Source organism: Flavobacterium hibisci (genome assembly GCF_020026925.1).
GTDB classification, from domain to species: Bacteria; Bacteroidota; Bacteroidia; order Flavobacteriales; family Flavobacteriaceae; genus Flavobacterium; species Flavobacterium hibisci.
The window spans coordinates 1-21743 of record NZ_JAIQDW010000018.1; the positions used below are offsets into that span (position 1 = coordinate 1).

23 protein-coding genes are annotated in these 21743 nt (G+C 34.7%); 10 read left to right on the forward strand and 13 right to left on the reverse strand.

The features are described from left to right. Positions 1–252 precede the first annotated feature (252 nt). The 4 genes from ric to K8B81_RS16270 all read right to left on the reverse strand — a co-directional run bounded on the left by ric (position 253) and on the right by K8B81_RS16270 (position 4330). Entirely contained in the window at positions 253–987 is a 735-nt protein-coding gene (ric, locus tag K8B81_RS16255) for an iron-sulfur cluster repair di-iron protein (RefSeq protein ID WP_223682615.1), read from the reverse strand. Between the two features lie 24 nt (positions 988–1011). Further along, complete coding sequence (locus K8B81_RS16260) at positions 1012–3246, reverse strand: nitric-oxide reductase large subunit (RefSeq protein ID WP_223682616.1); 2235 nt, start codon at positions 3244–3246, stop codon at positions 1012–1014. 91 nt (positions 3247–3337) lie between these two features. Then, entirely contained in the window at positions 3338–3859 is a 522-nt protein-coding gene (gene azu, locus K8B81_RS16265) for an azurin (protein WP_223682617.1), read from the reverse strand. A 21-nt stretch (positions 3860–3880) separates the two neighbouring features. Further along, the gene (locus tag K8B81_RS16270) at positions 3881–4330 is read right to left on the reverse strand and encodes an RrF2 family transcriptional regulator (protein ID WP_163394196.1); all 450 of its coding nucleotides are present in this window, start codon (positions 4328–4330) and stop codon (positions 3881–3883) included. 202 nt (positions 4331–4532) lie between these two features. Here K8B81_RS16270 and K8B81_RS16275 point away from each other — a divergent pair, with 202 nt between their 5' ends. Further along, the gene (locus K8B81_RS16275) at positions 4533–5315 is read left to right on the forward strand and encodes an NYN domain-containing protein (RefSeq protein WP_223682618.1); all 783 of its coding nucleotides are present in this window, start codon (positions 4533–4535) and stop codon (positions 5313–5315) included. A 35-nt stretch (positions 5316–5350) separates the two neighbouring features. Further along, positions 5351–6865: an FMN-binding glutamate synthase family protein gene (locus K8B81_RS16280; protein WP_223682619.1), complete on the forward strand. Its 1515-nt coding sequence runs from the start codon at positions 5351–5353 to the stop codon at positions 6863–6865. 70 nt (positions 6866–6935) lie between these two features. Here the strand turns inward: K8B81_RS16280 and K8B81_RS16285 are convergent, their stop codons facing one another. From K8B81_RS16285 to K8B81_RS16295, 3 genes are all read right to left on the reverse strand, one after another. Further along, on the reverse strand, positions 6936–7370 hold the full coding sequence (locus tag K8B81_RS16285; protein WP_223682620.1) for a hypothetical protein: 435 nt from the start codon (positions 7368–7370) through the stop codon (positions 6936–6938). A 230-nt stretch (positions 7371–7600) separates the two neighbouring features. Next, positions 7601–8002, reverse strand: a complete 402-nt coding sequence (locus K8B81_RS16290; RefSeq protein WP_223682621.1) for a hypothetical protein — start codon at positions 8000–8002, stop codon at positions 7601–7603. A 20-nt stretch (positions 8003–8022) separates the two neighbouring features. After that, the gene (locus K8B81_RS16295; RefSeq protein WP_223682622.1) at positions 8023–8472 is read right to left on the reverse strand and encodes a YhcH/YjgK/YiaL family protein; all 450 of its coding nucleotides are present in this window, start codon (positions 8470–8472) and stop codon (positions 8023–8025) included. A gap of 150 nt (positions 8473–8622) precedes the next feature. Here K8B81_RS16295 and K8B81_RS16300 point away from each other — a divergent pair, with 150 nt between their 5' ends. The 4 genes from K8B81_RS16300 to K8B81_RS16315 all read left to right on the forward strand — a co-directional run bounded on the left by K8B81_RS16300 (position 8623) and on the right by K8B81_RS16315 (position 12610). After that, complete coding sequence (locus tag K8B81_RS16300; RefSeq protein WP_223682623.1) at positions 8623–9027, forward strand: ribosomal maturation YjgA family protein; 405 nt, start codon at positions 8623–8625, stop codon at positions 9025–9027. Next, positions 8993–9571 (forward strand): non-canonical purine NTP diphosphatase, encoded by a 579-nt coding sequence (locus K8B81_RS16305; RefSeq protein ID WP_223682624.1) that lies wholly within the window; start codon positions 8993–8995, stop codon positions 9569–9571. The genes K8B81_RS16300 and K8B81_RS16305 overlap by 35 nt, the downstream gene beginning before the upstream one ends. 194 nt (positions 9572–9765) lie before the next feature. Then, positions 9766–11664, forward strand: coding sequence for a DEAD/DEAH box helicase (locus tag K8B81_RS16310; protein WP_223682625.1), 1899 nt, complete (start codon positions 9766–9768; stop codon positions 11662–11664). 172 nt (positions 11665–11836) lie between these two features. After that, positions 11837–12610, forward strand: a complete 774-nt coding sequence (locus tag K8B81_RS16315) for a carboxypeptidase-like regulatory domain-containing protein (protein WP_223682626.1) — start codon at positions 11837–11839, stop codon at positions 12608–12610. An 85-nt stretch (positions 12611–12695) separates the two neighbouring features. Here the strand turns inward: K8B81_RS16315 and K8B81_RS16320 are convergent, their stop codons facing one another. Continuing rightward, positions 12696–14156, reverse strand: a complete 1461-nt coding sequence (locus tag K8B81_RS16320; protein ID WP_223682627.1) for an aminoacyl-histidine dipeptidase — start codon at positions 14154–14156, stop codon at positions 12696–12698. Between the two features lie 109 nt (positions 14157–14265). Here K8B81_RS16320 and K8B81_RS16325 point away from each other — a divergent pair, with 109 nt between their 5' ends. Genes K8B81_RS16325 through K8B81_RS16335 form a run of 3 tightly spaced genes read left to right on the forward strand, consistent with a single transcriptional unit; the run spans position 14266 to position 16506 of the window. Further along, a complete protein-coding gene (locus tag K8B81_RS16325; protein ID WP_223682628.1) occupies positions 14266–15327 on the forward strand; it encodes a DUF3810 domain-containing protein in 1062 nt (353 codons plus the stop codon). Positions 15328–15369: 42 nt separating this feature from the next. Then, complete coding sequence (locus K8B81_RS16330; protein WP_223682629.1) at positions 15370–15864, forward strand: RNA polymerase sigma factor; 495 nt, start codon at positions 15370–15372, stop codon at positions 15862–15864. Positions 15865–15873: 9 nt separating this feature from the next. Beyond that, positions 15874–16506 carry a hypothetical protein gene (locus tag K8B81_RS16335; protein ID WP_223682630.1) on the forward strand — a complete coding sequence of 211 codons (633 nt, stop codon included), beginning with the start codon at positions 15874–15876 and terminating at the stop codon, positions 16504–16506. A 31-nt stretch (positions 16507–16537) separates the two neighbouring features. On the opposite strand, the gene K8B81_RS16340 is transcribed toward K8B81_RS16335, so the two are convergent. Further along, on the reverse strand, positions 16538–17368 hold the full coding sequence (locus tag K8B81_RS16340; RefSeq protein WP_223682631.1) for a lysophospholipid acyltransferase family protein: 831 nt from the start codon (positions 17366–17368) through the stop codon (positions 16538–16540). A 125-nt stretch (positions 17369–17493) separates the two neighbouring features. Beyond that, positions 17494–18144, reverse strand: a complete 651-nt coding sequence (locus tag K8B81_RS16345) for an NUDIX hydrolase (RefSeq protein ID WP_223682632.1) — start codon at positions 18142–18144, stop codon at positions 17494–17496. A 91-nt stretch (positions 18145–18235) separates the two neighbouring features. On the opposite strand from K8B81_RS16345, the gene K8B81_RS16350 reads away from it, so the two are divergent. Then, complete coding sequence (locus tag K8B81_RS16350) at positions 18236–18670, forward strand: DUF4268 domain-containing protein (protein WP_223682633.1); 435 nt, start codon at positions 18236–18238, stop codon at positions 18668–18670. Between the two features lie 83 nt (positions 18671–18753). Here the strand turns inward: K8B81_RS16350 and K8B81_RS16355 are convergent, their stop codons facing one another. Genes K8B81_RS16355 through K8B81_RS16365 form a run of 3 tightly spaced genes read right to left on the reverse strand, consistent with a single transcriptional unit; the run spans position 18754 to position 21737 of the window. Further along, on the reverse strand, positions 18754–19164 hold the full coding sequence (locus K8B81_RS16355) for a hypothetical protein (protein WP_223682634.1): 411 nt from the start codon (positions 19162–19164) through the stop codon (positions 18754–18756). Between the two features lie 16 nt (positions 19165–19180). Further along, on the reverse strand, positions 19181–20125 hold the full coding sequence (locus K8B81_RS16360) for an NAD(P)H-dependent flavin oxidoreductase (protein WP_223682635.1): 945 nt from the start codon (positions 20123–20125) through the stop codon (positions 19181–19183). Positions 20126–20132: 7 nt separating this feature from the next. Further along, positions 20133–21737, reverse strand: a complete 1605-nt coding sequence (locus K8B81_RS16365; protein ID WP_223682636.1) for a S8 family serine peptidase — start codon at positions 21735–21737, stop codon at positions 20133–20135. Between the last annotated feature and the right edge of the window lie 6 nt (positions 21738–21743).

The following is a 21743-nucleotide window of genomic DNA, read 5'->3' on the forward strand; positions in this document are numbered from 1 at the left end:
TAGTTTCTTATATCGAATATACTTCTTGGAGTTATTTTATAAATAATTTACTCACATTCTTTTTCACTTCATAATTCAAATCTATTGACTTTTAAAACTCAAATCAATAACTTCGCAAACATAGGAGAAATTATAAGTTTTACTGAAATGAACTTATATAACTTATATGGTTTTAAAATTTGAATCGTACAAAAAACACCGATAATAATCCTATTTAGATATTTTATCGGTTGCTTTTCCCAACTATTAAAATTAACCTTTTACTTCAACAAATTCTTTTTCTAATTTCACAGCTTTTAGAAATAAGATATTGTTTTCCAAATGAATGTGTTTGTGTAAATCTTCTTCGAACTCCTTCAGCATTGCAAAAGTGACTCTGTAAGTCGTACAGGCATCTGCCGGCGGAGTATAATTATTAGTTAGAGCAGCAATTTCCCTAAAACGCTCTCCTTCATTATCGTGTTCGTGCATCATCATTTCAATCGGATTTGAAACGGTTCCGAAAGAAGGCTGAGATAAAATACCATCAGATTCTTTGGTTTTCACCATTCGTTTTATAAATGGAAATAAAACCAATTCTTCTTTTTTCATGTGCTGAGACAATTCGCCTGCACAGCCCATAAACAATTCATTAATTCTGAATAATTCCGGGTGATTAGCACCATGTACTTTGCATAATTTATCTAAAAACGGAAGCAAAACACTTGTTTTTTCCTCTACATAACGATGATGCGTTTTCTCAATATAATCTGCAAGTAAATCCAAGGGCCATGAATTAAAATCGATACTTTCGCTTCTTCCTGATTTTAAAACTTCATACACATTTTCCAATAAAGTATCCGCATCAATATTTTGTTTTTCGCAGACTTCATTAACTGTCCGGTTTCCTTTACAGCAAAAATCAATTTTATATTTTGAAAAAACTGCGGCTGTTCTAAAATCTTCCGCTACAAATGATCCTATTGTTTTGTTTTTTAAATTTTCCATGATAATCAATATTATATTTGTGTGTTATTTTTTGTTTTTTAATGTCAGTTCAAATACAAACCAGGCCATCGTAATAAATCCGATTCCGAAAATAGAATCTCCTATCGCACGAAGCCATTTTAAGGTAATCATGGCGGGCTGCTGCATTAATTCTGATGAACGGGCGTACCACATTCCGTGGCTGATACTTTCGATTGCCTGCCAAACTCCAATTGGAAGCAAGCTCAAAATTGCCATTAGAAATAAACCAATATTTAAAGACCAGAAAGTAATTTTAAGCAATTGATTATTCCAGCTTACATTTCGATATAAACTTCTTAATACAAATAGTACCAGACCAATTCCTAACATTCCGTAAACTCCAAATAAAGCCGTGTGCCCGTGTAAAGGCGTCGTGTTTAAACCTTGTACATAATAGAGCGCGATTGGCGGATTAATGATGAATCCAAAGATTCCGGCTCCGAGGAAATTCCAAAACGCCACAGAAATCATAAAGTAAATTGGCCATTTATAATCGGCGATCCATTGTGTTGATTTTGAGATTTTATAGTTTTGATACGCTTCAAATCCGATTAAAGTTAACGGAACCACTTCTAAAGCACTAAAAGTGGCTCCCAAAGCCATAATTGCTGTTGGTGTTCCTGAAAAATACAAGTGGTGGAATGTTCCTAAAATTCCTCCGGACATAAAAATGATTGTTGCGAAAAGCACATTTAAAGTCGCTGTTTTCGTTTTTAACAATCCCAAGCGAACAAATAAGAAAGCAATTACAACTGTTGCAAAAACTTCAAAGAAACCTTCAACCCAAAGATGCACTACCCACCATCTCCAATATTCGGCGATTGCTAAATTGGTTTGTCTTCCCCACATTAATCCTGCACCGTAGAAAATGGCGATTGCGGTACAGGAAATCAAGAATAAAATAATCAGGTTTTTCTCTTCTGTTTTTTTCTTCAAAACCGGAATCAAAGGACGAACCATTAAAGCCAGCCATAAAAACAGTCCCACTAAAAGGAAAATTTGCCAGAAACGGCCTAAATCAACATATTCGTAACCCTGATGTCCAAACCAGAAGTTTTGAACTAAATTCAGCTTTTGCATCACCCCAAACCATTGTCCGGCCATTGAGCCTAAAACAATAATCAATAAAGCAATGAACAAAAAGTTTACACCAAAACATTGAAATTTAGGATCTTTACCAGAAACTGCCGGAGCAATATACAATCCTGTCGCCAGCCAAGCCGTTGCAATCCAGAAAATTGCTAATTGTGTATGCCATGTACGTGTTACGGCGTAAGGCAGGATTTTATCAATTGGAATACCATACAAACCATTTCCCTCTACACCATAATGTGCTGTGATAATTCCAAAAACCATTTGCAAAACCATCAGCAAACTCACAATCCAGAAATATTTGGTCACCAGTCCCATAGATTTGGTTTTACCCTGCTTAATAATCGGATCTTCTTTTGGAAGCGGAAATTCTTCTTCCTCACCTGATTTTGCGTGATAAAAAACTAATATTCCAACACTTAAAATCAATAAAATAATACTTACTCCAGACCAGGCTAAAAGTTCAGTCGTTGCTGTATTTCCAACCAATTCATCAGAAGGCCAGTTATGTGTATATGAAATATCTGCATCAGGACGATTGGTAACTGTTGCCCAAGTCGCCCAGAAGAAAAAGGCATTCATTTTATGCATTCTTTCAACATCTGTAATAGAGTTTTTCGGAATCGCATAGTCGCCTCTCAGCTTATCGAATTTCGGATCATTGGTAAAAAGACCTTTATAGTATTCGCTTAAGCTTTCAATAGCTGCCAGACGATTTTCTGAAATCGTAAGAATTCCGGTATCTGGATTGTAACGATTGATTCTAACATCATTCTGTAAACGAATTTTTAAAGCCGATTGTTTTTCAGCATCCAATTCCTCATACTTTTTATTGAAATCTTTTTGGGCATAAATATCCAATATAAACAAAGCTTCCCTATGCAGCCAGTCAGCTGTCCAGTCCGGAGCCACATAGGCGCCATGTCCCCAGATCGAGCCCACTTCCTGGCCTCCTATACTCTGCCAGATGTTTTGTCCGTCTTTAATTTCGCTTTCGCTAAAAACGACTTTTCCGGAATCGGTTACGATTTCTTTTGGAACCGGCGGCGCCTGCTGATAAATTTCGTAACCATAATAACCAAGCACTGTAAATGATATACTCATTACCAATGCAAAAACGATCCATAATTTTTTTTCTCTTTTCATCTTTTTCTGATTCAATAAAAGACTTTTTTATCTTTTATTAGTTTTTAAAAAAACTCCAAAATCTATTAAAAGTATCTGGAGTCTTTATTATTTACTCAACAACTAATACACCTTTCATCATGGCTACGTGACCTGGGAAAGAGCAAATAAAAGGGTAAGATCCTTTTTTATCAATTGTAAATTCGATTATATCTTCTTCCCCGCCTCCAATTAATTTAGTATGAGCGATAATTGAAGCTTTTTCAGATTCTGGAATATAATCTGTTGCTTTGGCATCATTGGCTTTCAAAGCAAAGGCCGACTGGTCTGTTCCTTCCTGAAGGATCACTAAATTGTGTCCCATTGCTTCTTTCGGAATTTTACCAACATGTTTTAACGTCAGTTTAATTGGTTTTCCGGCAACGGCTCTCAGTTCATTTGTGTTAAACTGCATTTGGTCGTTTCCTTCAATAAGCAAAACATTTTCTTCAGCTGCTACAGGTTGTACACCCTCTGTTGATGATTCGACCACTTCTGTTGATTCTTCTGCCGGAACAGTTTCTTTTTTCCCACAAGAAGTTATGGTTAAAAATCCCATTAGGATTAATAGTGAAAGTTTGGTTTTAGTATTCATTATTAAAATATTTATTAAATGTTAATCATTAATATTTAGTGTTTTTAAAAAGAAATCACCCGATTTTACCCCTGAAGCAAGTTGTTCTAAAGTCGTTTTAGCAAGCATTTCTAAAAGGAGTCCCCTTATTTTTTTAAACTCATGATGCACAGGACACGGATGATCTTCGGAACATTCTTTTAGTCCAATGCCGCATCCTCTGTAAATTTTATCACCGTCTATGGCATCTACAATCTGAATCAGCTTGATGGATTTTACAGCTTCATCCGAAACTTCAAAACCGCCCCCTACACCTTTTGCCGAATGAATGATTCCATTTTTAGTCAGGATTTGCATAATTTTCGCCGTAAAAGGTTCCGGAGAGTCAATTTCTTTGGCAACATCTTTTATTCCAACCCTAATCCCTTTGGAAGAATTGGTTGCAATAAAAATAGATGCCCTGATTCCGTATTCACATGCTTTTGAAAACATACTTTTGATGATTTAATTTCCATACAAAGATAAAAGGTTTTTAATTAAAGACAAATTTATCCTTAATTAATTTTAAGGAACAAGAATTTATTTATAACCAAAATAATTATTGCCCCCGAAGTCACTTATTCAGCTACAAATTCTAATAAAAACCAATTTTAATTTTAACTTTGAAAGTAATTAATGTTATAATATCCAAACAATGGCTCTGAGCAACTCAAAAGAATTAAAACTGGCCGTTCTTATTGATGCAGACAACGTTCCTTACAGCAATGTAAAAGGTATGATGGAAGAAATTGCAAAACTGGGAACTCCTACTACAAAAAGAATCTATGCCGACTGGACTAAACCAAATTCTAATGGATGGAAAGGTGTATTACTGGAACATGCTATTACCCCTATTCAGCAATACAGTTATACAGTAGGAAAAAATTCTTCAGATTCAGCCCTTATTATTGATGCAATGGATTTGCTGTATTCAGGCAAATTAGACGGTTTTTGTATCGTATCGAGCGATAGTGATTTTACGCGTTTAGCGATTCGGTTAAGGGAATCTGGCATGAAAGTAATTGGTATTGGGGAAAAGAAAACCCCAAACTCCTTTATTGTGGCCTGTGACCGTTTTATTTATATTGAGGTTCTGGATGGTGCTATTCAAAAGAAAAAACCAAAAACAAACACAACAGCTGATTCAAAAAAACCTGTTGAAAAACCCTCCGCAAAAGCATTAAACAAAATAGACGATGGCACAATTGATTTAATTGAAGCCACAATCGAAGATATTGAAGATGATGATGGCTGGGCATTTTTAGGTGATGTCGGAAACCTGATTGTGAAGAAAAAACCTGAATTCGATCCCCGAAATTACGGTTTTTCGAAACTTACACCTATGCTGAAATCATTAACAGACATTCTCGAAATAGACGAAAGAGAGTCTGACAAAAAAGGAATCAAGCACGTTTATGTGAGATTGCGATTTAATTAATTCAAATAATTATATTTTTTTAAAGTTTTATAAGCATGAGAAAAAAATTCTTTATTTACGGAGTTTTATTGTTTCTAATTGTTGCCACAATTTATTATTATACCGGACGAGGTTACTTACTTGTTTTTGTCATTCCTGTTTTATTAATTATTGGAGCTTATAATGCTTCTCAAAAAAAACACGCTATTTTAAGGAATTTCCCGGTTTTAGGTTATTTCAGGTATTTGTTTGAAATGATTGCACCTGAAATCCAGCAGTATTTTATCGAAAGATCTACCGATGGAAAACCTTTCTCAAGAAACCAGCGTTCTCTAGTATATCAAAGAGCAAAAAATATTGATTCAAGCACGCCTTTTGGAACACAGCAAAACTTAAATACAGACAGTTATGAAGGAATTAAACATTCTATTTTTCCGGCAAAGGTTAACGAAGAACTTCCTCGGGTACTGGTTGGCGGAAAAGACTGTGAACAACCTTATTCAGCTTCTTTATTTAACGTTTCCGCAATGAGTTTTGGCTCACTGAGTGAAAATGCTGTTCGTGCCATTAATATTGGGGCTAAAAAAGGTAATTTTTATCAAAATACAGGAGAAGGCGGATTGACTGAATATCATCTTGCGGGAGGCGGCGATATTACCTGGCAGATTGGAACCGGATATTTTGGATGCCGTGATGCGGAAGGAAATTTCAGTCCCGAAAAATTCTCTGAAAAAGCAAATCTCCCAAATGTAAAAATGATCGAAATCAAACTTTCGCAAGGAGCAAAACCAGGCCATGGAGGTGTACTGCCTGCTGCCAAAAATACGGAACAAATTGCAAAAATCAGAGGTGTCATCCCTCATACCATGATCCTTTCCCCTCCCGGACATACTGCATTTTCTGATGCAAAAGGCCTGATTCATTTCATCAAACAATTACGTGACTTGTCAAATGGAAAACCAATCGGATTTAAATTGTGTATCGGAAACACAGCTGAGTTTGAAGCCATTTGTCACGAAATGATAGCAGAAGATACTTATCCTGATTTTATTACCGTTGATGGCGCCGAAGGTGGAACCGGAGCTGCTCCTCTGGAATTTTCTGATGGTGTTGGGATGCCTTTTGAACCGGCTTTAATTTTTGTAAACCAAACTTTGACAGCATTAAATATTCGTGACAAAATACGCATTATTGGAAGTGGAAAAATCATATCCGGATATTCTATACTGCATGCTGTTGCTTTGGGTGCGGATATGTGTAACAGTGCACGGGGCTTTATGTTTTCACTTGGATGCATTCAGGCTTTACGCTGTCATAATAATGAATGCCCAACAGGGGTCGCAACTCAAAATAAGATGCTCATGAAAGGTTTGGTCGTTACAGATAAATCAGAACGCGTTTATCATTTCCATAAAAATACACTTCATTCCGCCAATGAACTTTTGGCAGCAGCCGGAAAAACTTCTTTTGCTGATGTTGACATTAATATATTCATGAGAGGCGATGAATTCACCAATCTCTCAGAATTATATTTCCCGGATAACTTAAAAAATGTTACCGGGCGGAATTAAATACAAAAAAGCCTCTTTGTTCAGTTACAAAGAGGCTTCGTTTTATTTGAGCTGTACTCCAAATATTAGATTAAAGCTTTGCAGTCACTTTCACAGCTGAGTCTCCTGAACCCGTTAATGCAGCTAATTCTTCCTGACCTATTAATTTTTGTGCAATTATGGAATTATTATAAGCCAAAAAGTAAACATCAAACTTGACACCTTCATCCACTAACTCTTTTGAAATTTGATCGTTTTGTATCATTCCTTTTAACAAATCAGGAAATGACTCACTATACGTCTGTTTATTCTCATCTGTTTCCTCCAGATTAGTTTCAATCCTAATCTCAATTTTATTGTCATTTAAAAATGCTTTAGCACTTGTACTGGTAATATTGGAACCTTTTATTGAACTTGAGGTGTTGTAGGCAGCCACATGTTCCTGTATTTTTTGTTTTGTGTTTTTACAGCTTACCAACATTAATACGACTGCAAAACAAAATGCGATTTGAGTAATTTTAATCATAATTTTTTAGGTTTTTAGGTTAATTTCATTAGACTTAACTCAAACATAATAAAATATTAACACAAAAACAACAATTACATGAATTATCAAAAATTACATTTTTAAAAACTAACAAAATCTATAAGAATAAGATTAACAAACCTTTACAGGAAATAAATAAAAAAAGCCTCAATAACAGACTTAATGAGGCTCTTTCAAAAAAACTTTGATTTTCTTCCTAAAAAATAATTTTACAAAAATTTACTTAGTCCCTCCTTATTTAGGATTTCGTGGACAAAAACTGTATTATCATCAGCTAAAAAATAAACATGAAATAGTACTCCTTCATCAATTAACTCTTTAGGAATTTGATTTTTCTTAATCATTTCTTTTAACAAAAGAGGAAAACTCGCTTCAGCGTTTTTTTTATTCGTTTCGTTCTGCTGTAAATCTGTCTCGAATCTTAATTCAATTTTATTATCATTGATATAACCTCTGGCGGTGGTAAGTGTGACATCATCTGCTTTAAAATGTACAGCCTCTTTATTATAAGCAACAACATACTCCTGCAATTTTTGTTTTGTGTTTTTACAGCTGATTACCACTAGTAAAGCAAGGACAGTAAATACAATTTTGAATGTTTTATGAATCATATCTTTATATTTCAGAGATGTTAAATTTCAACTTTTATTACAATTTTATTCAGCATTCCGTCAGTTATCATTGGTGCATGAACATCTTCCGGGAAAAGAATTACAAATTGATTTTTATTTAAACTGAAAAACATATCAGGAGCATCACTAAAGAAACGGACATCTTTCTCATCATTATAACCTCCGTTTGGCGTTTTACAATTGGCTCTCGGTTTCCATGCAAAAGTTTCCGTTTCGCTGATACAAAACTGAATATCAATATTTTTGTCATGACATTCGAAAGTATTTAAGCTTTCTTCAACTGTTTTTCCTTTTCCCTGAAATCCAAAAAATTTTACTCCTTCAGTTTCATATTTAAAATCCGAAAGAAGATTTTCTAAATCATTTTCGCGCAAATAATCAAAAGCTTTTTTGAATGACGGATGTAACACTTCATATTTCGCTGCATTTTCTAACGAGTCTATAATCATAATTCTATTGTAAATTGGGTTGAATTTTTATTGTAAAAATAGGATTTAATTTATTCCAATTTATAAATTATCTGATTTAGTAAATCAATTGCAACTTCTTCTTAACTTTGTTTATGCCAAATTTTCTTTAAAACAAGTAAACATTTCCTTTTGAAAAGTCCCCGAATCCATTATATCATATCACTGATTATTATTGTTTTTCTTGGAATTATTTCACGAAAAATTGATTTCATTCCGGTATGTTTCGGAGATTTTCTCTACGCAGTTATGATTTATATTTTAGCCAGAATCTTTCTGATTAATCACAAACCGGTTCAAATTGCAATTATTTCATTACTTATCTGTTACAGCATTGAATGCTTTCAGCTTTATCAGGCTGACTGGATTGCCGCAATTAGAAAAACTATTTTTGGGAAATACGTACTGGGACAAGGTTTTTTATGGACGGATCTTATAGCTTATACCTGCGGAATTACAATTGTATTTATTATTGAGAAAATCATCTTAAAAAAAACATCATATGAAACTCGTCTTCGCATCAAACAACAAAAATAAAATCAAAGAAATCCAGAGCATTCTAAAAGAATCAATACAATTATTGAGCCTCGAAGAAATTGGCTGCCATGAAGAAATTCCGGAAACTGCAGATACTATTGAAGGAAATGCAGTTCTCAAAGCCAATTATGTAACCCAAAAATATGGCTATGATTGTTTTGCAGACGATACCGGTTTAGAAGTTCATGCTTTAAATGGGGAACCCGGCGTTTATTCAGCAAGATATGCAGGAGAACAAAAAAATTCCAATGACAATATGAATAAACTTCTGGGAGCTTTAAAAAATAAATCAGACAGAAGCGCGCAATTCAAGACTGTTATTGCATTAAATTTAAATGGTTCGCAGCATTTGTTTACCGGAATAGCAAAAGGAAGTATTACTTTAGATAAAACAGGAAACAACGGTTTTGGATATGATCCGGTTTTTCAGCCAGAGAATTATACCGAAACATTTGCCGAGCTGGCTTCTGAAATAAAAAATAAAATCAGCCATCGTGCGAAAGCAACTCAGCAACTAATTGATTTTCTGAATTCAAGAAAATAATTGTTTAAAATACAACATTTAAATAGGTAAAATTTATATTTTCAGACGTAAAATTCTTCATTTAATTATCAAATCGATTTTACAAGAAAGATAACTTTTTGATTATCAAATCATAACAAATACATAATTCTTAAAAATGGATTAGTTTATCTGAAATATTAACAGTAATTTTGCACCCTATTTTAAAAATACATATGAATAAATTTGAACAATTAGGATTGAATGAATCGTTACTGAAGGCGATTTTAGATCTAGGATTTGAGAATCCGTCAGAAGTACAGGAGAAAGCGATTCCCCTATTATTGGAAAAAGATACAGATATGGTTGCGTTGGCTCAGACAGGGACAGGGAAAACGGCAGCTTTCGGTTTTCCGCTAATCCAAAAAATTGATGCTGACAACAGAAATACACAGGCATTAGTTTTATCGCCAACAAGAGAGCTTTGTTTACAGATTACCAACGAACTTAAAAACTACTCAAAATACGAAAAAGGTATTAATGTGGTAGCAGTTTACGGCGGGGCTAGTATTACAGAGCAAGCCAGGGACATTAAAAGAGGGGCACAAATTATTGTAGCTACTCCGGGAAGAATGCAGGATATGATCAACAGAGGTTTGGTTAACATTAAAAATATAGATTACTGTATTCTTGATGAGGCTGATGAGATGTTGAACATGGGATTCTATGAAGACATCGTATCTATTTTATCTGATACTCCAGATCAAAAAAGCACATGGTTGTTCTCTGCAACTATGCCACAAGAGGTTGCCAGAATTGCAAAACAATTTATGAGCGATCCACTAGAAATTACTGTTGGAACAAAAAATTCAGGTTCTGCAACAGTTTCTCACGAATTTTACTTAGTGAATGCACGTGACCGTTACGAGGCCTTGAAACGTTTAGCCGATGCTAATCCGGACATTTTCTCTGTAGTTTTCTGTCGTACAAAAAGAGATACTCAGGCTATTGCCGAAAAATTAATTGAAGACGGATATAGTGCTGCTGCGTTACACGGAGATTTATCTCAGGCACAGCGTGATGGTGTAATGAAATCTTTCCGCGGAAGACAAATTCAGATGCTTGTTGCGACTGACGTTGCTGCACGTGGAATTGATGTTGACAACGTAACACACGTTGTAAACTACCAGTTACCTGATGAAATCGAAACTTACAACCACCGTTCCGGACGTACTGGTAGAGCCGGAAAATTAGGAACTTCTATTGTAATTGTTACAAAAAGTGAGTTGCGTAAAATTTCATCTATCGAAAGAATCATCAAACAAAAATTCGAAGAAAAACAAATTCCTTCCGGAATTGAAATCTGCGAAATTCAATTGCTGCACTTAGCTACAAAAATTAAGGATACAGAGGTTGATCACGAAATTGACAACTACTTACCAGCTATTAATACTGTTCTTGAAGGTTTATCTAAAGAAGAACTGATTAAAAAAATGGTTTCTGTAGAATTTAATCGTTTCATCAATTACTATAAAAAGAACAGAGATTTATCATCTCAATCTGGTGAAAGACGTGAGAGAAATGATTCTGAGCCAAGAGAATTCAATAATAACGGAGCAGTTCGTTATTTTGTAAACATTGGTTCAAGAGACAATTTCGACTGGATGACATTAAAAGACTACCTAAAAGAAACATTAGACTTAGGTCGTGATGACGTTTTCAAGGTAGATGTAAAAGAAGGATTTTCTTTCTTCAATACAGATCCGGAACATACTGACAAAGTAATGGAAGTATTAAACAACGTACAATTAGAAGGACGTCGTATTAATGTGGAGATTTCTAAAAATGACGGTGGCGGAAGACGTGACCACAATAACCGTGGTGGCGGAAGAAGTTCAGGACCAAGAAGAGAAGGCAACTTCGCTCCAAGACGTGAAGGTTCCGGTGGTGGATTCAGAAGCGACAGAAACTCTGCTCCAAGACGTGAAGGTTCCGGAGGCGGTTTTAGAAGCGAAAGAAACTCTGCTCCGAGAGAAGGTGGTTTCAGAAGAAATGAAGGTGGTTCAGACAGAGCGCCAAGACGTTCTGAAAGCTTTGGTGATTCACCAAGACCAAGAAGACCAAGAAGAGATTAATCATTTGATTATCTTAAATATAAAATCCCAAATTCCAGACAAAATTGGAATTTGGGATTTTTTTTACATCTAAGAATCTTCCTTCTGTCTTTGTTAATTTTCTGATAATTATATTCAGATACTGCAAAATATTTAATCCTGATTTACTACTTTTAGTGCTTTAAATCAGGATATGAAATATTTCGCAGTTTTCTTTTTTACATTATTGTCAGCTATTGGTTTTTCTCAGGAAACTACACCTACTTTTCCTCAAAGGGTTTCCGGTTACATCTATAACGATAACAGTAAAGAACCTATTCCCAATGTAAATGTCATCAACACCAACAAAGTCCGTGGTGCCATGTCTGATGCCAAAGGATATTTTGAAATAGATGTACAGGTTAATGACACACTCCATTTTTCTATTTTAGGTTTTCAATCCCTAAGAATCAGGGTAACAAACGACTGGGTAAAAAATAAGGTTACGAGAATTCAGCTTACAGAAAAAGCAATTGCCCTGGAAGAAGTTGTTATTGCTCCATTCCATTTAACCGGTTATCTGGAAGTGGATTCAAAATTAATTCCAACAAAAGAAAACTACCGCTACAGCATTTCAGGACTTACACAAGGTTATGAAGCTGGCGAATATTCTCCAAACGCTTTCGGAAAAGTTTTAGGTTCGATTTTCAACCCCGCCGATATGCTTTATAATTTCTTTGGAAAAAATGGAAGAGAACTCAAGAAACTGAAAGAAATGAGGAAAGACGATACTGTACGAAATTTACTGGAATCTAAATATGATCGTGAAACAGTAGCTGTTCTTTTAGGAATAAGTAAGGATGAAATTCCTCAAATTTTAGAGCGCTGCAGCTACTCAGAAGCTTTTATCCAGGAAGCAAATGATTTACAGATTATGGATGCCATAAGTGCTTGCTACGAGCAATATAAAGTCTTGAAAAGAAATTAAATTTTACTATAAAAATCAAATCCTCAATTGTAATAATTGAGGATTTTTTATTTACAATCTTCTCAGATTGTTGATTTTATGAAATTTATTTTACAGGTATATTCGAAAGAATTTCCAATACAAATTTCCAGTATTTCTGAGCAGAAGAAATACTCGCTCTTTCATCCGGCGAATGTGCTCCGTGAATTGTCGGCCCAAAAGAAATCATGTCCATGTCAGGATAATTAGTCCCTAAAATTCCACACTCTAAACCAGCGTGACAAGCTACCACTTTTGGTTTTTCTCCATTTTGTTTTTCATAAATATTTTTTAAAACTTCTAATATTTCAGAATTTACATTTGGCGTCCAACCCGGATAAGAACCTGAAAGCTCTACTTCACAACCTACTAATTCAAAAGCTGAACGCAATGAATTCGCCAGATCAAATTTTGAAGTTTCAACAGAAGAACGTGTCAGGCATCCCACTAAAATTTCTCCGTCTTTTACAATAACTCGGGCAATATTATTTGAAGTTTCCACTAAATCAGCCATATCAGTACTCATTCGGTAAACTCCGTTATGAGCTGCATAAATCGCTCTGATTATCCCTTCCTGAACCCCCAGATCCATTACTTTTTCAGGTAAATCACATTTTACGATTTCAATCGAAAGGTTTGGTTCAGTAGTTTTATATTCCGTTTTAATATCGTTGATAATTTCCTGCATATTAAAAATGTAAGCTTCATCAAACATTTCCGAAATGATCACTTTTGCAACACTTTCTCTTGGAATTGCATTTCGCAAACTTCCACCGTTAATTTCAGAAATCTGAAGTCCGAAGTTTTCAAAAGCATCAAACAACAAACGGTTCATAATTTTATTAGCATTCCCTAGCCCCTTATGAATATCCATTCCTGAATGGCCACCATTTAATCCTTTTACCGTTATGGTGTAACCCACTGAACCTTCCGGAACTTCCTCCTCATGATACGTTCTTGTTGCTGTTACATCAATTCCTCCGGCACATCCAATATCAATTTCATCATCCTCTTCAGTATCCAGATTCAACAAAATCTGACCTTGCAAAATCCCGCCTTTTAAATTTAAAGCTCCGGTCATTCCGGTTTCTTCATCAATTGTAAATAAAGCTTCAATCGCAGGATGCGGAATATCTTTACTTTCCAGAATTGCCATAATTGTTGCTACCCCAAGCCCATTATCAGCCCCAAGCGTAGTCCCTCGCGCACGTACCCAGTCACCATCCACATACATATCGATTCCCTGAGTATCAAAATCAAAAACAGTATCAGCATTTTTTTGATGTACCATGTCAAGGTGTCCCTGCATTACTATTGGTTTGCGATTTTCCATTCCCGGTGTTGCCGGTTTTCTGATGATTACGTTTCTGATTTCGTCTTCAAAAGTTTCCAAACCTAAGCTGTTTCCAAAATTTTTCATAAACTCAATTACACGTTCTTCCTTTTTTGAGGGACGCGGAACTGCATTTAAATCTGCAAATTTATTCCAAAGTGCTTTTGGCTCCAGATTTCTTATTTCCTGACTCATATATTTTGTTTGATGTTTAACAATTAAGAGCTCCAAAGTTACAAAGTTTAAATTCTTTTTCGATACTAATTAATATTGTATTTATATTTACGTATTCAAAATATATACTGTGAAATCAAAATACATTTTACCTTTATTTCTTTTAATTCAGATTATCTTTTTAAAAATCCTGCCTTTCTATCCGGATTTTGTTGAAGGAGCTTACAGCAACAATTTTTATATCCGAATTTCACATTTCTCCAGAACACTTTTAGGTGAAATTCCGTTTTCTGTTGGTGACTATATTTATGCAGTTTTAATCATTTCTATAATCAGCTGGTTTTGGAAAATCAGAAAAACATGGAAAGCAGGCTGGAAAGATCATCTTCTTAAAATACTAGGTAAAATTTCTGTTTTTTACTTTTTGTTTCATCTCCTTTGGGCATTCAATTATTACCGTGAACCGCTTTTTCAAAAAATGGAAATTAAAAAAGAATACACGGATGCTGAATTGCTGGCTTTTACTAAAAGATTAATTATCAAAACGAATGAAATTCAGCTGCAGATTACTAAAAATAAAAGTACAAAAGTGATTTTTCCGTACTCGCAAAAAGAAGTTTTTAAGATGAATCTAAACGGATATGATAATCTGGCTAAAGAATATCCTTATTTTAAATACAAAACCTTAAGTATTAAAAAATCATTATTCAGCATCCCTCTTACTTACATGGGCTTTGGCGGTTATCTGAATCCGTTTACCAATGAAGCCCAGGTAAATGATTTGTTGCCCATGTATAACTTTCCTTTAACCAGTGCGCATGAAATGGCACATCAGATGGGGTTTGCGAGCGAAAGCGAATGTAATTTTATTGGTGTTCTGGCTTCAGTTAAGAATGATAATTTATATTATCAATATTCCGGCTACAGTTTTGCACTTCGCTATTGCCTTGGTATCTGGCAATTTAAAAACGAGAAAATTTTCGAACAGTTAAAAAAACAAACCCACACCGGAATTTTAAAAAATTATCAGGAAAGCCGTGATTTCTGGAAAAAATATGACACTTTTATTGATAAAGGTTTTCATTTCTTGTATGATAATTTCCTGAAAACAAATAATCAAAAAGAAGGAATGGAGAGTTATAGCAAATTCATTGACCTAATGGTGAATCATTATAAAAACAGAAAATTATAATTATGCTGTAACAAAATTGACAACATCACTACTAACACCCATATGAGCGAAAACCTAGAACATTCTTTTGTTGTGCAATTGCAGGCAAACCAGAATATAATCCACAAGATTTGTAGATTATATACTGCCGGCGAAGATGCCCACAAAGATCTGTTTCAGGAAATTACCATTCAGCTCTGGAAGGCATATCCTAAATTTAGAGGCGACAGCAAATTCTCGACCTGGGCTTATCGCGTTGCCTTAAATACCGCCATTACCTTATACCGAAAAACAAAGCGAACCGTATCTACAGTAGAATATGAAAACCACCAGCATTTTGTTAAAGATGTTGACTACAATTATGAAGAAGAAGAACAGATTAAACTAATGTATAAAGCAGTATATCAGCTTAATGATATTGAAAAGGCATTGGTTTTTATGTATCTGGAAGACAAGGATTATCAGGAAATAGCCGAAACTTTAGGAATCAGTGAAGTGAATGCACGAGTGAAAATGAACCGAATTAAAGGGAAACTTAAAAAAATATTAAATCCTTAAAATACCACCATGAAAGAACTGGATTTATTAAAAAAAGACTGGAAAAAGAACGCGGATTCTTTTGAACAAATTTCAGAGATAGAAATTTATAATATGATTCATAAAAAGTCATCTTCAACTGTAAAGTGGATTTTGATTATTAGTATTTTGGAAGTACTGTTTTGGACTGCCTCAAATTATTTTTCTAATATTGATGATATTCTCAAAAAGATCAATCATCCCGAAATTATACTTTACATGGAAATTTTAATGTACTTTAATTATGCTGTAATTCTGGCTTTTATTTACTTTTTCTACAAAAATTATAAAACAATTTCGACAACAGTCTCTACAAAATTACTAATGCTCAGCATTTTAAAAACTCGTAAAACGGTTCAGTACTATGTTTGGTACAACTTAGGAATGATAGTCGTTTCATCAATATTTAGCTTTTTCATTGGATACGTTTACAATCCAGAAATGGAGCTCATAAGAGAAAAACTAGCTCTTAATGGTAAAGCAATGTTATTTTCTATCGGAATTTTAATTCTGATAGTATTAGGGTTCTTTGGAATGTTCTGGTGTATTTACCGATTATTGTACGGAACTTTGTTACGCCGTTTGTATGCAAATTACAAGGAATTGAAGAAAATTGATTTTTAGAAAAATTTTTAAGTGAAATATTACTTCAAATTTAATTTTCACCTTCAGGTCCTTTATAACTCCATCTTCTCATTTCATTAAGTTCTTCCTGGGCTTTTAATTCTTCTGCCGGGATAACTTTTAAAAATGATGGGTGCTGTTCTATGGCATATTCAACTTTTTCAACAATTTCCTCAATAGTATCATTTTCATAATCAATATCAAGAGGCTCTTTGATAATGAATGATTGAAGGATATTTTTCTTTTTCATTCGCAATCCTTTCTTATCAAATGAACGACGGAAACCGTCAATAACAATTGGAATAACGATTGGTTTGTGCTGTTTGATGATATGCGCAGTTCCTTTTCGGACAGGTTTAAATGATTTTGTAGTACCTTGTGGAAACGTAATTACCCAGCCGTCATTAAGAGCGATTTTGATATTTTCAGTATCGTTTGGATTAACATCTCGTTTTTCTGTCACGTCAACGCCTTTGGAACGCCAGGTTCTTTCTACAGTTATTGCCCCAACATAAGCCAGAATTCTTGGCAGCAAACCAGCCTGCATTGTTTCTTTGGCGGCAACATAATAAATATTCATTTTAGGCTGCCATAAGTAGCCTATGTTTTTGATGGTATCCTGACGGCCGCTTAAACTGGCATTAAAAACATGAAACATTGCTACCACATCAGCAAAATAAGTCTGATGGTTGGATATAAACAAAACGTTTGTATCCGGTAACGTTTTAATAATTTCAGATCCTTCAATCTGCAATTCATTAAAACCTCTATATCGCCTATGTGTCATGGTGCCCAAAATACGGATCAGCCATTTTTTGATGAATAATATATGTCCGAAAGGATTTCGTTTAAACAATCCCATAGCAGTGAATTATGTTGTTTTTGTTAGGCCGCAAACATACAAAATTTATTTTTTTGGAAATTTTGTAAAAAATTCTACCAAAAAACAGTTATTGTAATGAATATCAAATCATTAAATTTACGTTTTTAAATCTTTTCTTCAAAAGTAATTTTTAAAACTTCTCTCAATTCACTTAACATCATCGCAGTTGCGCCCCAAACCACATGATTCTGAATATTAAAAGCCGGAACCAAAATATTGGCTGCATAAGAAGTTGATAACGTGGCTTCGATTATAATTTCATCATTTAAAAAAACAGATAGTGGAAGTTCAATAATATCAGCAACTTCCCTGACATCGGGGTAAAACGACAATTCCCGCACAGAAATACCTAAAAAGGGGTGCACCAAAAAATTACTTGGCGGAATATACATTGGCGTAAACTCCTTAACAATTTCTATTTTTTCAGATGAGATTCCAATTTCTTCCTGTGTTTCCCGCAAAGCCGTTTCCCTAAAATCCGCATCTGAAATTTCATGTTTGCCCCCGGGAAAAGCAATTTGAGAAGAATGAACACCATTATACGCATTGCGAACAATTAAAACTAAATGTGTTTTATTGTTTTTAGGATATAACAGCATCATGACTGCAGCAATTCTTGGACTTTTGGCTGTCAAATCAAGGTTTTTCATTAGCTGAATCCTTTCTGGAGGAGCCATTTTTACATGTGCATTCTCTGCCGGAAGTGCAACCGGAATTAAATTAGGAACATGTTGTAAAAAATCCTGAAAATCCATAATCAAAGTTTATTTTTGTACTTTCAAATAAAATATAAATATAGTCCAGAAAACGCGGTTGCACAAGTTTTCTAAAACCAAACCCCTGAAAATGTACAGCAGAGAAGAATCACAAAAACTAAAAAGAGAATTCTGGGTAGCATTTGCCGAGAAATATCCCAGAAAGTGGGTGCTTTACGATACTAAGATCAAAGACTTTTCTTTTAAATTTTATATAGATAATAAAAAAGCGCAGGTCTTAATTGATATCGAACACCGAAGCGATGAAAAACGAATGGCTTATTTTGAAAAATTAGAAGCATTAAAAAACATCTTAGAAGAAGAATTCATCAAAGATTTGGTTTTCGAAAAAAACTTCACATTAGAAAGCGGAAAAACCATCAGCCGTATTTGGGTTGAAAAAACCGGGGTTGGGTTCAGCAATCGAAATAATTGGGAGACTATTTTTGATTTCTTTTTCGAAAAAATGAATGCTCTGGAAATGTTTTATTTAGAGTATGATGAGTTTATTAAGGATATAGAATAAAGCAGTTCTTAAAATATTTATGCAATCCGCTTATTAGCTTTAAACTAATGAGCGTTTTTCTCTATTAAAAAATCTGTAATTAATCACACATTAAAAATATTATAGACAATAATCTGTTTATCATAATTGATATACAATTGTTTACGGTAGTCTTGCTTTTTGCGGGTAATAATTGAAATTTTGCAGTCAATTCCGCTATTGTTTTTGCATACAAACGAATAGACAATATCGGTATCATTTTCTTCCCTCTCTATGTATTCAATGATATTAAAAAGCTGTATTTCTTGTGAATACACCACAATTCTATGTTTTTCTGTATCAAGTATCACAGAAAGGTTAACCAAATCAAGATTTGACCATTCGCCCCATTTACCTTTATCATTTTTTTCTAAAACACTGAAACCCGATGTTCTAAAACGATAAGACTGACTGTAAGTTTGCTGGATTCCTAATGCAAGAAAAAGAAGTATGATATAATTGCGTAAAATATTCATAATGTTAGAGGGGCTATTAAAACTCAAATTTACTTTTTTCCTGATAAGCAGCTTTAAAATCGGCTATTATTTCATGAATTATTTTTTCTGCTGGTAAAATTTCATGGATTAATCCTGCTATTTGTCCTATTTCAAGCTCCCCTTCTTCAAGATCGCCTTCAAACATTCCTTTTTTTGCTCTTGCTCTTCCTAAAAGCTGTACTAACTCTTCTTTTGAGGGACACTTTTTATATAATTCCTGAATATCATCGTAAAATTTATTTTTAATCAAACGAACAGGCGCTAATTCTTTCAGGGTTAATTGTGTATCACCTTCTTTTACCCCTACTATCTTTTGCTTGAAATTAGGGTGTGAAGATGATTCTGTTGAGGCAGCAAAACGACTCCCAATCTGAACTCCGTCTGCACCAAGTATCATAACTGCCAGCATTCCTTTTCCGGTTGCAATACCACCTGCTGCAATAATCGGAATCTGAACTTTTTCTTTTACCATCGGAATCAAAGTCAGTGTTGTTGTTTCATCACGACCATTATGACCTCCCGCTTCAAAACCTTCTACTACAATTGCATCAACTCCGGCTTCTTGTGCCTTTAAAGCAAAAATACTGCTGCTAACCACATGAACTACAGTAATACCCTTTGATTTTAAAAATGAAGTCCATGTTTTAGGATTTCCTGCCGAAGTAAAAACAATCTTAACTCCTTCATCAACCACAATATTCATGATTTCTTCTATATTTGGATATAACATCGGAATATTGACACCAAACGGTTTATCGGTGTTTTTTTTGCATTTCTGAATGTGTTCCCGTAAAACTTCCGGATACATTGAACCAGCTCCAATAAGTCCTAAACCACCGGCATTACTAACTGCTGCAGCTAATTTATAACCGCTGTTCCAAATCATACCTCCCTGAATGATTGGGTATTTTATATTAAAGAGCTGTGTGATTTTATTCATTGAAAACTTATTTTTTTAAGATCTTTCCGGTTTTGTGCAAACCATTCGCATCAAAAGTATAAAAATAGAGTCCGCTTTTTAATGATTCTACTGAAAGATTTGGATTTTGACCTGTTATCTTTTGATCAATTACTTTTTGGCCTAAAACAGAATAGACAATAACCGATGCATCATTTATTTGATTAGAAAACCTGAATGTTATAGTGGTTTTAGCAGGATTGGGATAAACAGCAACATCTTTATTTGCAAAGCTATCAACTCCTAATGCAGTGCTGAAATTCGGAATTCCATAACCGTAATTATTATCAGGTGCTGAATATTTATCTGAAGACTGAATAACCATGTTTCTAATCTCCTGATTTGTTTTTTCAGGATACGCCTGCCATAAACAAGCAATCATTCCGGCCATAATTGGGCATGAAAAAGAAGTGCCGTCAGAAATACCAATATTCCCCGAAACATCGGCTACCACAGCATCTTTACCTTGTGCCATAACATCTGGTTTTATTCTTCCGTCATAACTTGGCCCTATAGAACTAAATCCTGATCTTACTTTAGAAGCCGTAACTGCACCAACTGTAATAACAGAAACAGCATCTGCAGGCCCTCCAATATGTTTTTCGGACTGTGTTCCTTCATTTCCAGCTGAAGCAACAACAATAATCCCTTTATTAAAGGCAATTTCAGCACCCCTGGATATAAAATTGGTTGTTCCGTTCATATCGCTGTAGGTATGATTATATTCCGGTCTTGTAAAATCACCAAAATATCCTAACGAAGTTGTGATGATATCAACACCCAGCCTGTCTGCTTCTTCTGCTGCCTCGACCCAAAGCGATTCCTCAACCGGACCTTCTGAAGTATTATCTTCTGTAATAAACAAATAATAAGAAGCATCGGGAGCAGTACCTATCAGTTGGTTTTCTTTATATCCTCCCATAGTCGAAAGAACTAAAGTCCCATGACTGTCGCCGGTATAAAAATTGGCGTTTCTGGAAACATAATCATACCCACCGAGAATTTGATTATTATCCCTTAATTTTTGAAAAGGCTGCGCCGTATTTACTCCAGGAAAACCGCCGTCCAAAACTGCAATTATTTTTCCGGACCCTGTGTAATTCTGCTGGTGCAGAACTTGTCCGTTCAGCATCTGAATCTGGCTTGCAGAAGTTCCGTAATTATAATTAATGGTTGTTTTAAGTTTATTGTTTGTTACTGCAATTTGATTTTCGCCAGCCTTCTTAGAAGTTATGTTTAATACCTTATTCGCAAAAACTACTTTACCAACAAATGATAACGCTTTTAACCCATTAATATTTACCTGAGTTCCCCTGATATGAAGCGCATTCAGCCATTTAGACTGTGCGAGAACCGTAATTCCGGTACTTGCTTTTACCTGATTAACATACGTTGTTTCCAAAGGAACATCAGTAAGATTCAGCGTTATATTTTGAGCAGATCTTCTCTCGAGGGCACGCTGAGAAAGCATTAAAGCAGGGTTGTCAAAATAGGCTTGCGCATTGGGTTTATCCTTAAAATAGACCCAGGCATCTTCCTGTGAAAACATTGCAGTCGAAATCCATAAGAAAAAAAACAAGTAATTTACCTTCATAGCAAA